The sequence below is a fragment of the Euzebya tangerina genome (assembly GCF_003074135.1).
In the GTDB taxonomy this organism is placed as follows: domain Bacteria; phylum Actinomycetota; class Nitriliruptoria; order Euzebyales; family Euzebyaceae; genus Euzebya; species Euzebya tangerina.
In genome coordinates this window covers 120801-134272 of the sequence record NZ_PPDK01000001.1, presented here as the reverse complement: position 1 = coordinate 134272, position 13472 = coordinate 120801, and the positions used below count along the sequence as shown (strand labels likewise).

Here is a 13472-nt window from a genome sequence, read left to right as displayed (position 1 = left end):
GTTGGGGCGGCTCGACATCCCCAGTCTGCGCCCCTGCTCGCAGATCACACCCGGAGGAGCGCGACCGGAAGGTCAGTCAACGCATCCGCGACCCCAACTCTACCCTCCGTGATCGGGACACGACGTCCGGTCAGTAGCTCCGTGGCGTGGGAGTCCCCGGCCGTGCCCGCCGGCATCGCGACCGTGGTGTCGTCCCAAACCAGCCCGGTGGCCCAGTCCCCGCCGGCGAGCGTCAACGGCCGGCGCGGGGTGACGGCGACGACCGAGGTGGCATCCTCCCCGCCCGTCCGTGCCAGTGCGCACACGTGGTCAGCCCGGGCTCCGGCCACCTCCGGGGTGGTGGCCGTCCCACCGAGGAACACCTCGGGCAGATCTCGTCGAGCATGCAGCCCAGCACGGGTGACGTGCATCTTCACGGCCCCGTCCTCCCAACGGGCAAGGAGTTCGGTCGGGGTCGCCCCGTCCAGGCTCGCCATCACCTGGCGCAGACGGTCGACCTGCAGCGGTCGTCGGTTGTCCGGATCGGTCAGGCTGTCGTCCCAGATCTCGCAGCCTCGGTAGATGTCCGGGACACCAGCGGCTGCGATCTTCAGCACGACCGTGGCCAAGCTGTTCGTGGCGCCCGCGAGGGCAATGCTCCCCACCAGGTCCTGGACGGCGGCGAGCGCCGGACCGGGTGAGAGCAGCCGATCCAGCCACTCCAGCACCGCAGCCTCGTAGACCTCATCGGGGTCGCGATGGCCGGTCCGCAGATCGGCTTCGCGGAGTGCCTTGGTGGTCCACGCGGCCAGACGGGCTCGGTAGGGCTCGGTGGGCGTGTCGGCCAGGCTCTCCGCCGGCGCCAGTCCGAGCGTCCCGATCACTGCCTGGAGGATCAGCCAGCGCGCGTGCCCGTCTACGGTCGGGCCCTCGGCAAGGTGCGTCGTCACCGTCTGGAGGGTGTCGCGGAACGCGGCAGGGGCCTCGGCCAGCACCAGCAGCCGCGCTCGCACGTCCTCGCTGCGCTTCGCGTCGTGAGTCGACGTGGTGATGCCGGCGTAGGGGGCGTGCGTTGCCTGCTCGACCAGCAGCGCGGCGCTGGTGACCGCGTCCGGTGGACTGTCCATGTAGTGGGCGTCGGCGCCGACCTCGCAGAGACTGGCCAGCGCGACGTGTTGGAACATCAGCCGATCCTCGAACCCCTTGGCGGTCGCGGGCCCGGTGAGCTGCTGCCAGCGGAGCAGCGCGGGTCGGGCAGCCGGCGCTTGCAGCAGCTGACCGAGGTCCGCGGCACGCGCGGTTCCGGCCCGCTCGGCGGCGTGTTCGATCGCCCGCTGGTCGGCGTCGGACAGCGGGCCATCGACGGGGGCATACGTGCGATAGCCGTCCAAGTGGGCCGAGAGCTCCATCACCGCCTCAGCCAACTCGTCCTCCGTGGTGGCGAGGTCGGGCAGGCCCGCGCGCAGCTCGGCCACGATGCGGGCCACCTCGCCGGTGAACAGCTCCCTGGTGACGGTGAGCTCCGAGCCGGGCAGCGCCTCGACGGTGCTGGCCGTCAGGCCTGTGTCGGCCCGGAAGTCGGCGACCAGCTGCCGGTGGCCCTCGGTGTCGGTCAACCAGGACTGGATCAGCGCACCGGTCTCGTAGCCCGTCGTGCCCGCGACCGGCCAGGACGCTGGGAGGGTCTCGATGCCATCCCCGGGTCCGTCGAGTTCCACGATCTTCTCGACCACCACCCACGTGTCCGGTCCGACGGCATCCCGCAGCCGCGTGACGTACTCACCCGGCAGGCTGAGACCGTCGATGTGGTCCACTCGAAGTCCGTCGATGGTCCCGTCCGCCAGCAGCGCCAGCACCGTCCGGTGGACGGCATCGAAGACCTCGGGATCTTCCACGCGCACACCGGCCAACTCGTTCACGGCGAAGAACCGGCGCCAGTTGAGTCGTGCCTCGCCCTCCCGCCACATGGTCAGCTCATAGGCCTGCTGCTCCAACACCGTGGCGAGCGGCGCGGCCACATCCGTCCCGGGTGCCAGCGGGTAGCGCGTCTCGTGCACCTGCAGCCCCACGCCGTCGTCGGTCACGCGGATCGCACCCTCCGCGATCGCCTCCTCCACCGAACCGCCGAGCACCGGCAGCACCACACGCCCGGCTTCGAAGTCCACGTCGAAGTAGTGCGCGAAGGCAGAGGCTGCCCCATGGGTCAGCACATCCCGCCACCAGGGGTTCTCCACCGAGGCTCCCAGGTGGTTCGGGACGATGTCGAGCAGCATCCCGCGGTCATGCTCGTCCGCCGCCGCTCGCAGTCGGGCCAGCGCCTCCTCGCCACCCAGCTCGGGGTTGATCTCGTCGGGGTCCAGGACGTGGTAGCCGTGCGTCGCACCGCGCGGGACGGTCTGGATCGGACTCAGGTAGACCCAGTCCACCCCTAGTGCGTCGATGTGGTCGACCAGGTCAGCAGCGTCGTCGAGGGTGAAGTCGCCCGTCAGGTGCAGACGGTAGGTGGAGGTCGGGACGGTGCGGGACATGGGCTGCTCTCTGTTGTTGGCGGCCGTCATGGACGAGACCGGATGACGACCGAGCGGGCCGGAACCTGACCGTCTGGAGAGCCCGTGCCGCCGTAGGCCGGGTCGGCGGTGGACAGCAGGACCGTGCCCTCGGTCGAGACGGTGATCGGCTCGTCGGACAGGTTGGCCGTGATCACGATGGCCTCATCCGGCGGAGCCGGGCCCCGACGGATGATCGACAGCACCTCCTGGTCCTCGAGGTGCGCCACCTCCGTCAGACGCCGGTCGCCGGTGCCGAGCGCCGGCACGCTGCGGCGCAGCGCCAGCAGGTCGGTCCACAGCGCGCGCCGGGCCCGGCCCTCCTCGGTGTCGGCAGCCGACCGATTCAACTTGGACCGTCCGAAGGTCGCCGGGTCGAGCGGGTCGGGCACCTCGCCGGACCACGACGTGAAGTACTCGAACTCACGACGCCTGCCGGTCCTGATGGCGTCGCGGAGCTCCTCGCCGGGCATGTCGGAGAAGAACTGGAACGGGTTGGTCTCGCCGTACTCCTCGCCCATGAACAGCATCGGGGTCTGGGGCGCGACGCACAGCAGTGCGATCGCGACGCGGACCAAGTCGGCCGGGACGATCGTGGTCAGACGGTCCCCGGCCGGACGGTTCCCCACCTGGTCGTGATTCTGGATGCAGGCGACCAGCTGTCGACTGGAGCAGTCCGATGGCAGTGGGGCGCCGATGGTCCGTCGCCGGAACGGGCTCCACCACATGCCGTCGTAGACCAGCCCGTTGGTGAACGCGCGGGCCACCGCCGGTAGCGCCTCGGCGTAGTCGGTGTAGTAGCCGTCGGTCTCGCCGGTGACGGCGACGTGTACGGCGTGGTGCAGGTCGTCGGCCCACTGGGCGTCCATGCCCAGCCCGCCTTGCGACCGTGGGGTGATGGTCGCCGGGTCGTTGCGGTCGGTCTCGGCGATCAGCTGCTTCCGCCGGCCCGTACGGGTGGATACCGCCCGCGCGACGTCGCTGAACTCGGCCAGGATGTGGGTTGCGCTGCCGCGGTCGTCCAGCGCGTGGACAGCATCCAGTCGCAAGGCGTCGACGTGGTAATCGGTCAGCCACATCTCGATGTTGCCGGTGAGGAACTGGCGGACGGGGTCGGAGTCCGGGCCGTCGAGGTTGATGACCTTCCCCCAGGTCGACTCGGCGGTGCTCTGCAGGTATGGACCGAAGCGCGACAGGTAGTTGCCGCTGGGACCCAGGTGGTTGTGGACGACGTCCAAGATGACCGCCAGACCGGCTGCATGGCACGCGTCCACGAACGCCGCGAACGCAGCCGGACCACCGTACGGCTGGTGGACCGCCCACCAGGCCACACCGTCGTAGCCCCACCCGAAGCGGCCGTCGAATGCGTTGACCGGCATCACCTCGACGTGGGTGACGCCGAGCTCGACCAGTCCGTCGAGGTGTGCGGTCGCAGCCTCGAACGTGCCGGCGTCGGTGAAGGTCCCGACGTGCAACTCATAGATCACGGCAGCCTCGATGGGAACCGGCTGGAAGCGCTGGTCCGTCCACGCCCAGGTGGCGGGATCGACGACGGCCGCCGGGCCGTGTACCCCGTCCGGCAGAGCCCGGGCAGCCGGGTCGGGCAGTGGCTCCCCGCCGTCCAGCCGGTAGCTGTAGCGGGTGCCGTCCTGTCCGGGGCCGGTGTGGCTCCACCAGCCACGCCCGGTCGGAGTCATCGGTACAGGCTCGCCCTCGATCGCCACCTCGACCCCCTCGGCCAGCGGTGCCCACACGCAGTAGGTCACCTGGTCATCGCCGACCACACGGGCACCGTGGTGAGCGAGGGCTGCGTCCGTCGATTGCGGGTGTGTCGGCATGACCGCCAGTCTCCCCGAACTGGGCTGCCGCTCAACGCCCTGAGGCGGTTCCGGGCCTCCGCGAAGGAGCAGTCCTCGCGCCCGACCAGGGCTGCCGTCCCGCCCTATCCCCGGTTCGGCTCGAAGAGCTCGACGGGATTGCCCGACGGGTCCTCGATGACCAGCTGCCGACCACCCGTCCCATCCGTGATCTGACCACGGAACGGCACACCGACCCCGGTGAGCCTGGACGCGTCCCGGTCGAGGTCGTCAGTGGTGATCTGAAAGCGATTCCAACCGCCTGGCTCAGGGGCGTCCTCTCCCGCCGTTCCCCCGCCACCCGCGCCGGGGGCGTTGAGGGCCAGGCGGAGCCTGCCGCGACCCAGGAGGGCAAAGCCCCGGCCACCCTCGATGATGCGCTCGAAGGCACAGTGCTCGACGTAGAAGTCGGCCGTGAGCGGTACGTCACTCGCGATGTACCGCACGGTCACCGTGTCGTCCGCGGTCATGTTCGTCATCACTCGGTCTCCACTGGTCGTCGGTCGCCACAACTATAGAACGATTGCGTCCGATAGCGCAACGGTACCGTTCGATTACGATCCCACCATGGTCAGACAGCAGGATCCGCGCGTGGTACGAACCCGAGCGTCTGCCCGGCTCGCAGTGCTCGCCGAGTTGGCGGCCCACGGGTACGGCGGCATCACCATGGAACGGGTCGCGCACTCGTCCGGCATTGCCAAGAGCACGCTGTACCGGCACTGGTCGGACGTCCACGAACTCTTGGCGGACGCACTCGACCACGGCTCGCGTCAGCCCGACGTGGAGGCAGCCGTGGGGTCGGCGAGGGACGCGGTGACCAGGTTGCTGGCGCACCTCGCCGAAGCCATGGAAGACGACCTCACCTCGGGCGTCCTGCCGGCGATGGTGGGTGCTGCTGAGCATGACTCCCGCATCGCTGTCGTCCACCATCGCAACAGCGCGCGCCGCCGGGCGCGGCTGTGCACAGCGATCGAGCAGGGGGTGGCGAGCGGCGAGTTCCCAGCCGAGACGGACGCCGAGTTGTCCGCCTGGTCGCTCAGCGGTGCGATCATCGCCAGGCGGCTGCTCGACGGCACCGTCTTCCCCCCGACGGAGGTTCCGCGGCTCATCGACGCGGTCCTCGGCCCGGCCGGCTGACGGCACCCCGAACCGCTTGGGGAACCGGCCGGTCATGGACCGGCGGAACCTGGCCGAAGATGCGTATTGCGCTGCCCTCCGTTCTGGGGGAACGTCGAGCGATGACTCGTTCTTCAGTCAGGCTCGTCGGCGGCATCGTGCAGGTCGGGTTGGGTCCAGTCGGATGGGGTGATCGGGCCCGGTCACGATGGTGATCGAGCCGCTGGGAGAGCACGAGGTCGTCCTCCTGCTCCTGCAACTCGGCCTGCTCCTGCTCGTCGCCCGTGGTCTCGGCGTCCTGGCAACACGGCTGGGCTTGCCATCGGTCGTCGGGGAACTCCTGGCCGGGGTGGTCCTCGGCCCCTCGTTGTTCGGGGCCATCGCGCCGGGCGCCTTCGCCGAGGTGTTCCCGCAGGATGCTGCCCAGGTCCACCTGCTGGAGGTCGTCTCCCTGCTCGGCGTCGTCCTGCTGCTCATCGTCACGGGCCTCGAGACGGACCTCCAACTCATCGCCCGCAAGGGCCGCAAGGCCGCAGCGATCTCGCTGTGCGGCATCGTCGTCCCGTTCGCAGCCGGGTTCGCCTTGGGGCAACTCCTGCCCGCGGCCTACCTGGTCGATGGCTCCGAACGCCTGGTGTTCAGCCTGTTCCTGGGGACGGCCATGGGCATCTCGGCCATCCCCGTCATCGCGAAGGTCCTCATGGAGATGGGGGTGATCCGACGAGACATCGGTCAGATCACACTGGCGGCGGGGATGATCGACGACACCATCGGTTGGATCCTCCTGTCGATCGTCGCGGGTCTCGCGCGGAGCGGGGTGGTCGACGTTCCGTCGGTCGTGCAGTCCCTCCTGAGCGTCGTGCTGGTGGTCGGCCTGGCGTTCACCGCCGGTCGACGTGCCGTGGCCGTTGCCTTCCGTGAGGTCGACAACCGCGTCGGCGGCGAGGCGGCCAAGCTGACGCTGCTGCTGATCCTCGCGCTGCTCTATGGCTCGTTGACCCACTTCCTCGGTATCGAGGCGGTGCTCGGCGCCTTCCTGGTCGGCATCACGGCCGGTCAGTCACGGCGGCTCGACCACCGGACCCGTGCCACCCTCGAAGCCATCACAGTGGGTGTCTTCGCTCCGATCTTCTTCGCCGCTTCCGGTCTTCGGGTCGACCTCGCAGCCCTGGCGGATCCGGGGGTCTTCGCCGTCGGCATGCTGGTCCTGTCGGTCGCGATCGCCGGCAAGTTCGTGGGCGCCGCGCTGGGTGCACGGATCAGTGGGCTGGGCCGCTGGGAGGCGTTGTCCCTCGGTGCGGGCATGAACGCACGAGGCGCCATCGAGATCATCGTCGCGACGATCGGTCTCAGCCTCGGGATCCTGACCATCGAGATCTTCACCATCATCCTGCTGGTGGCCATCACCACGTCTCTGATGGCGCCACCGATACTCCGCGTCACGCTCCGGCGGGTCCCCTACGGCGCTGAGGAGCAGGCCAGGCTGGACGCGGAGGCGAGGCAGGCCAGCAGCTTCCTCGGCTCCCTCTCACGGGTCCTGCTGCCGACGCGTGGCGGGCGCAACTCTCAGCTGGCCGGTCGGTTGCTGGGCCTGATGCTGGACGGTCGCTCCGATGTCGAGGTGACCACGATGATCCTCACCGCCCCGGCGACTGCTGCGATGGAGCCACGACCGCGGCCGACGGGCGGCGCCGCGACGCTGGCCGACGCGCCCGCCGAGCGTGCCGTCAGCGCCGTCGAAGCCGGGCTCCGCTCACTGCCACGGTCGGAACGACGGCGCCTGATCCGTCCAGCACAGGACGATGTCGGAGCGCAGATCCTGGAGGAAGCCCGCCGCGGCTACGGCCTGCTGGTCATGGGCGCGAGTGGGGAGCCGACGGTCCCACGACCGGACCGTCCGCTCTTCGGTGGCCTGGTGGACCGGTTGGTTCAGGGCGCGCCCGGGCCGGTCCTCGTGGTCAGCCACCCGAGCACGGTCGAGGACGTGTCCGACGTCGAGCCTCGCCGGGTCCTGCTGTCGGTGGCCGGAACCGAGCACGAGTCGAATGCCCTCGAGGTCGCCATGGCCCTCGCGCGGGCGTCGGACGGCATGGTCGAGGTGCTCCACGTCATCACCGAGGCCGATCGAGGCGGGCTGCCGGCTGAGGATGCCCTCGTGATCGGCGAGCGACTCCTCCACAGCATCGCCGAGGAAGCACACGCGGCGGGGGTGCCCATCCGCACCCACGTGGTGTCCGCCACCCGACCGGAACTGGGAGTCCTCGAGACCGCCACCCGACTGGAGGTCGATGTGATCGTGCTGGCACCGCCGCTACGACCCATCAGCGGCCGCGCGCACTTCGGGCACCACGTCGACCACATCCTGTCAGCCTCAACCCGGCCCGTCGTGATCGTCAGCTGACCCCGGGTTCGTCGGCCGAGGCGCTCAGTCGGCCTCGTTGAACGGCGCCTGCTCGATGGCCGGGATGGACTCCATGATCGACACCAGGGTCTGGATCGCGACCGGATCGCTGGCCACGACGCGATAGTGGACATCCTCCAGGGAGTTGTCGTCGGACACGGTCAGGCTGATGGTCCCGGACTCCTGCTGGACGAAGCCGTCCCGTCGAGCCACAGCCACGACATCCCCGGTCTCGGGAAGCGAGGCATGGGGACCGGCCAGCAACACGACGTCGAGCGCGGGTGCGCAGAACCACGTGGTCGTCACGGCCGGGTCCTCGGCCGCCACGGTGACCGCTTCCGCGGCCCCGAGTGCGTGCTCCGCTGGGGGACAGACCACGGCCGCCTCCGGCAGCAGCGTGGGGACACCCTCGCCCTGCACACCCTCGAAGGCAGCGACGGCGACCGGGCCGGCCAACTGGACGTCGTCCCGGTCCAGCCACGGCAGGAGCGTTGCCACGGCAGCGACCAGCACGACCACGCTGCCGATCGCCCCGACCGCCCGACCGACCTGACGACGGCGACGGCGCTGTCCCAGCCTCTTGCTCAGACGCTCGGCGTCGAGTGGTGGCGCCTCGTCGACGGCTCGGACGAGCAGGTCGTGCAGTTCGCTGTCGCTGGTCATCGCAGTCCTCCGGGCCCGGTGGTCCCGACGCCATCCACTGTGCCACCACTCGTCAAGCCCCGGCCCCGAACGCGGGACGGCTGCGGGTCGTCCTCGACGGCGAGCGCCGCTGACAGGGCTGTTCGCGCCTTGCTGGACAGCGACTTGACCGTCCCGGGGGCGCAGCCCATGGCCTCGGCGGTCTCGGCCACGTCGAGATCCGCGTAGTAGCGGAGCACGATGACCTCGCGTTGCCGGGGTGGCAGTGCGGCGATTGCGTCGCGGACCCAGGGGACGACGCTGGGGTCAGGTTCGTCGACCTCGCGCGAGTCCCGGGTGATCCGATCCACGGCACGTCGCCGCGAGGCCACCCTCCGCCACCACGACCGCGACAGATTGAAGGCCACGGTGAACGCCCACCCCTCGGGACTCTCCATCATCATGACGCTGTCCCAGCGCTCGATGACCCGACACAGCGTCTCCTGGGACAGGTCGTCGGCGAGGGCCGCATCACCGGTCTGCAGCAGCAGTGCGCTGCGGATCTTCGGATGGATTGCCTGGCAGAACGCCGACAGAGCGACGTTGTCCTCCCAAGCGCGTGTGTCCACCGGGCCAGACTGTATTCGCGTCCGACACTTTTCTCGTCGCCGGGTGAACCTGAGGCGGCCCTGATGCGTCCTCGCTGGGATCCATGACCACCGCCACACCAACACCGACCCCTGACACGCCGCCGCCGGGAACGGCGGAGGGGACGTCGGCTGTGCCCGTCATCGAACCGGTGGAATCGCCACCGACCGAGTCGACCGACCATCACGGCGATGAGGCCTCGGACACCGCGTCCGAGACCACGCCGGCGATGCAGGAGGGGACGACTCGGTCTGACGGGGCGGCGCGCCGGCGGGTCCGTGCCGTGGACGTCCTCCGCGGCGTTGTCCTGGCCACCATGCTGCTCACGCCGATCACCGGTGAGAACGGCAGCTATCCGCTGCTGGCTCACGCCGAGTGGAACGGCTTCACCGTCTCGGATGCGGTGTTCCCCGCCTTCCTGGTCACCAGCGGTGCGAGCCTGGCGTTCCTCATCCGTCCGCGTGGCCCCCGGCCCGACCCGGCCGCGGTGACGGTGGCCCACGCGGCCTCACGGGGGGAGCGCCAGAGGGCCATCCTCCTGCGGGTCGGCCGCGGGATCCGAGCACGATCCGTGAGCCTGTCGACCATCAGGCGCTTGCTGCGACGACTGCTGGCGCTGGTGGTCATCGGGCTGCTCTACAACGCGCTGGGTCAGCCGTGGGACATCGGGACCATCCGGGTCACCGGAGTCCTGCAGACCATCGGGGTCAGCGGTTTCATCGCTGCGGTCGTCGTGCTGCTCCTGCGCCTGGTGACCCGCTCGGTCATCCCCGTCATCGGCGTGGCGGTGGCGCTGCCGCTGCTGTACGGCCGATCGCTGGCCGCTGCGGCCCGGGACTGCACGCGACCGGCTGCGAACTGCAGCCCGTGGTTCGACCTGGACGTCGCCGTCTTCGGTGCTGGCCGGGTCTATCGGATGGGCGAGGTGGGGTTCGACCCGGAGGGGATCGCGGTCATGGTGGTCGCGAGCAGCCTGGTGCTGTTCGGCTACGTCGCCGGCACCGCATTCGTCGGCCGAGACGTGACCTGGTGGCGTCTGCTGCTGATCCTCGCCGGTGGTGGGCTGCTGATCTGGGCCGGACTCGCGGGCGATGGGATCCAGCCGATCAACAAGCGGCTGCACACGCCGGCGTTCACCTTCCTCGCAGCCGGGATCCCCGTGGCGGCGCTCGCCGTGCTGGGGGCGCTGCTGGACCTCCCGCTGATGCGCCGCGCACCGAGACTGCTCTCCAGGGCCGTCGAGGCGGTGCGGGTCGTGGCGTCCCACCCGTTCCAGACCCTCGGCCAGAACGCGCTGGTCGTCTACGTGTTGGAGCACGCCGCGATCACCGTCATCGCGAGCACCATGGTGGAGGAGGGGCGGACGCTGCGGCGTGAGCTGCTCGAGTCCCTGCCGGTCGACGGTGACCGGCGACATCTGGCCTTCACCGCGATCCTGCTGGGCGGGATGCTGGTCGTCACCTACGTCATGCGGCTGCTGCGGTGGCGCGTGGCGCTGTAGGTCAGGCCTCCCGCACGTATCGCGGACGGTGGAAGTCGCTGACCTCGTCCAGCCGGGCCATGGCGTCTGCCGAGAGCGGCGCATCCAGCCCGGAGAGGGTGTCGGCCAACTGAGACGGCCGGTTGGCCCCGATGATCGGTGAGGCGACCCAGGGCTTGGCGCGCTGCCACTGGATCGCGGCGGAGGCGGGGGAGATGCCGTGCCCCTCGGCGACCTCGACGAGGGTCTCGATGACGTCCCAGTTCTGCTCCGAGATCCACTTCGCGCGATTGCTGTCGGCCCGGACCGACTCGGGCAGGCCCTCGTCCCGTCGGTACTTGCCCGTCAACATGCCGGCCGCGAGCGGTGAGTAGGGCACCATGCCGATCCCGTACCGCTGGCACATCGGCGCCAGCTCCCGTTCGACCTCACCGCGGGTCGGGGCCAGCAGGTTGTACTCGGGCTGGAGGCTGATGAACCGTTCCAGCCCCCGGCGGTCCGACGTCCACAACGACTCCATGATCCGCCAGGCCGAGAAGTTGGAGCACCCGAGGTAGCGGACCTTGCCCTGCCGGACCAGGTCGGTCAGCGCGCCCAGGGTCTCCTCGATCGGCACCAGCGGATCGATCCAGTGCACCTGGTACAGGTCGATGTGGTCGACCTGCAGCCGCCGCAACGAGTCCTCGCAGGCCCGCATGATCCAGCCGCGACCCAGCCCCTCGCGCTGATGGACGGTGCCGCGGCCCTCCGAGAAGCTCTCACCCATCGCCCCGCGGACCTTGGTGGCGACGATCAGGTCGTCACGGTTGCGCCGACTGGCCATCCACCGGCCGATGATCTCCTCCGAGACGCCGCCGGGCTGCGGCTCCCCGCCCTCATTGCCGGCCCAGGCGCTGTACACGTCGGCGGTGTCGACGAAGTTGCCACCGGCCTCCGCGTAGGCGTCGAGGATCTCGAAGGAGCCCGGCTCGTCGACCGTCCAGCCGAACTGCATGGTGCCGAGCCCGACCTTCCAGGTGAAGAGTCCGCTGCTACCGATCTGGTTGTAGGTATCCATGTGCCCAGCGTTCCACATGGAGCGCGCTCCAGGTCAAGCTGACGGAAGCCGGCCCGACCGATGGGGGTGTACGCGCCAGCCCCGGCGTGATGAAGTGACGGGGACCCCGACCCGAGAAGGACCGTCATCGATGCCGAACATGACCGACTACGACGCCACCAAGGCCTCGTTCTCACTGGATGTTCCCGAGCGCTTCAACGCCGCAGTCGACGTGGTGGACGCGGCGGCGGAGGCCACCCCGGACAAGCTCGCCCTGCGCATGGTCAGCCCCGATGGCGCACACGCCGACGACTACAGCTTCGCCGACCTCCGCGCTCGCTCCAACCGGATGGCCGCCGTGTTGGCTGCCCAGGGGGTCAGCAAGGGCGACCGGATCTTCCTGATGCTGCCTCGCGTCATCGGCTGGTACGACACCGTGCTCGGTGCGATCAAGTTGGGGGCGATCCCGATGCCGGGAACCACGCAGCTCAAGGGCAAGGACATCGAGTACCGCATCAACCGGGCCGACGCCAGCGTGGCGGTGACCGATTCCGCCGGCGCAGCGGAGCTGGACCGGGTTCGAGGGACCTGCGAGTCGCTCGAGACGTTCATCGTCATGGGCGGTGAGGTGCCCGAGGGGTGGCAGGACGGCGACACGATGCGCGACGAGGCGGAGGATGCCGCCCCGCCGGAGGACATCACCGCGGCTGACGACCCGATGCTGATCTACTTCACCTCCGGCACCACCGGGAACCCGAAGATGGTCCTGCACACCCAGGCCTCCTACGGCATCGGACATCGCATCACGGCCACGTTCTGGCAGGACCTCGGCCCTGACGACATCTTCTGGGGGGTCTCCGACACCGGGTGGGCCAAGGCCGCATGGTCCAAGCTCTTCGGCCAGTGGGGCGTTGGCGCCGCCGTGCTGGCGTGGAATGCCCAGGGCAAACCGGACTTCGACCAGATGCTCCGCATGATCGCCGACCACGACGTCACGGCCTTCTGTGCGCCGCCGACGATCTACCGCAACTTCGTCACCATGGACCTGTCGGGGTACGACTTCTCCCGGCTCCGCCACTGCATGGCCGCCGGGGAGGCACTCAATCCGGAGACGTTCAACGCCTGGAAGGCAGCGACCGGCACCGAGATCCACGACGGGTACGGGCAGACCGAGACGGTCAACCTGCTGGCCAACTACCCCTGCATGCCGAAGAAGCCCGGTGCCCTGGGCAAGCCCACCCCTGGGTTCGAGGTCGCGGTGGTGGACGCGGAGGGCAACCCGCTGGGACCGGGCAACGAGGGGCAGATCGCCGTCAAGGTCACGCCTGAACGCCCGGTCGGGCTGTTCGTCGAGTACTGGCACGACGAGGAGGCGACGGCTGCTGCTCATCTCGGTGACTACTACCTGACCGGTGACCGCGCCCACGTCGACGAGGACGGCTACTTCTGGTTCGTCAGCCGAGATGACGACGTCATCATCTCCGCCGGCTATCGCATCGGCCCCTTCGAGGTCGAGAGCGTCGTGATGGAGCATCCGGCGGTGCAGGAGGTGGCCTGCATCGGGGTACCGGACAACGAACGCGGTCAGGTGGTCAAGGCCTTCGTCGTGCTGGGGCCGGGGCAGACCGCCAGCGATGAGCTCGCATCCGAGATCCAGGACCACGTGAAGGTCAACACGGCCCCGTACAAGTACCCGCGTCAGATCGAGTTCATCGAGGAGCTGCCGAAGACGGTCTCCGGGAAGGTACGTCGCATCGAACTCCGGGACTGATCGAAGCATCCGTAATAT

At 69.5% G+C, this 13472-nt stretch carries 10 protein-coding genes; 4 read left to right on the top strand and 6 right to left on the bottom strand.

The genetic code is table 11. The features are described 5' to 3' along the window. Positions 1–44 precede the first annotated feature (44 nt). The 3 genes from treY to C1746_RS00640 all read right to left on the bottom strand — a co-directional run bounded on the left by treY (position 45) and on the right by C1746_RS00640 (position 4860). Entirely contained in the window at positions 45–2507 is a 2463-nt protein-coding gene (treY, locus tag C1746_RS00650; protein ID WP_162867231.1) for a malto-oligosyltrehalose synthase, read from the bottom strand. A 26-nt stretch (positions 2508–2533) separates the two neighbouring features. Further along, on the bottom strand, positions 2534–4363 hold the full coding sequence (gene treZ / locus C1746_RS00645; RefSeq protein WP_116712782.1) for a malto-oligosyltrehalose trehalohydrolase: 1830 nt from the start codon (positions 4361–4363) through the stop codon (positions 2534–2536). Between the two features lie 104 nt (positions 4364–4467). Continuing rightward, the gene (locus C1746_RS00640) at positions 4468–4860 is read right to left on the bottom strand and encodes a VOC family protein (RefSeq protein ID WP_205711623.1); all 393 of its coding nucleotides are present in this window, start codon (positions 4858–4860) and stop codon (positions 4468–4470) included. 88 nt (positions 4861–4948) lie between these two features. Between C1746_RS00640 and C1746_RS00635 the strand changes: the two genes are divergently transcribed. Then, a complete protein-coding gene (locus C1746_RS00635) occupies positions 4949–5518 on the top strand; it encodes a TetR/AcrR family transcriptional regulator (protein ID WP_162867230.1) in 570 nt (189 codons plus the stop codon). A 187-nt stretch (positions 5519–5705) separates the two neighbouring features. Then, entirely contained in the window at positions 5706–7898 is a 2193-nt protein-coding gene (locus C1746_RS00630; RefSeq protein WP_116712780.1) for a cation:proton antiporter domain-containing protein, read from the top strand. 24 nt (positions 7899–7922) lie between these two features. Here C1746_RS00630 and C1746_RS00625 read toward each other — a convergent pair whose 3' ends face one another. Together C1746_RS00625 and C1746_RS00620 are read right to left on the bottom strand one after the other, a co-directional pair. Continuing rightward, positions 7923–8561 (bottom strand): hypothetical protein, encoded by a 639-nt coding sequence (locus C1746_RS00625; RefSeq protein ID WP_116712779.1) that lies wholly within the window; start codon positions 8559–8561, stop codon positions 7923–7925. Further along, positions 8558–9148, bottom strand: a complete 591-nt coding sequence (locus C1746_RS00620) for an RNA polymerase sigma factor (RefSeq protein WP_162867229.1) — start codon at positions 9146–9148, stop codon at positions 8558–8560. The genes C1746_RS00625 and C1746_RS00620 overlap by 4 nt, the downstream gene beginning before the upstream one ends. Before the next feature lie 83 nt (positions 9149–9231). On the opposite strand from C1746_RS00620, the gene C1746_RS00615 reads away from it, so the two are divergent. Continuing rightward, positions 9232–10668: a hypothetical protein gene (locus C1746_RS00615; protein ID WP_162867228.1), complete on the top strand. Its 1437-nt coding sequence runs from the start codon at positions 9232–9234 to the stop codon at positions 10666–10668. Position 10669: 1 nt separating this feature from the next. On the opposite strand, the gene C1746_RS00610 is transcribed toward C1746_RS00615, so the two are convergent. Continuing rightward, positions 10670–11704 (bottom strand): aldo/keto reductase, encoded by a 1035-nt coding sequence (locus C1746_RS00610; protein ID WP_116712776.1) that lies wholly within the window; start codon positions 11702–11704, stop codon positions 10670–10672. A gap of 130 nt (positions 11705–11834) precedes the next feature. On the opposite strand from C1746_RS00610, the gene C1746_RS00605 reads away from it, so the two are divergent. Continuing rightward, a complete protein-coding gene (locus tag C1746_RS00605; RefSeq protein ID WP_116712775.1) occupies positions 11835–13454 on the top strand; it encodes an acetate--CoA ligase in 1620 nt (539 codons plus the stop codon). Positions 13455–13472: the final 18 nt, after the last annotated feature.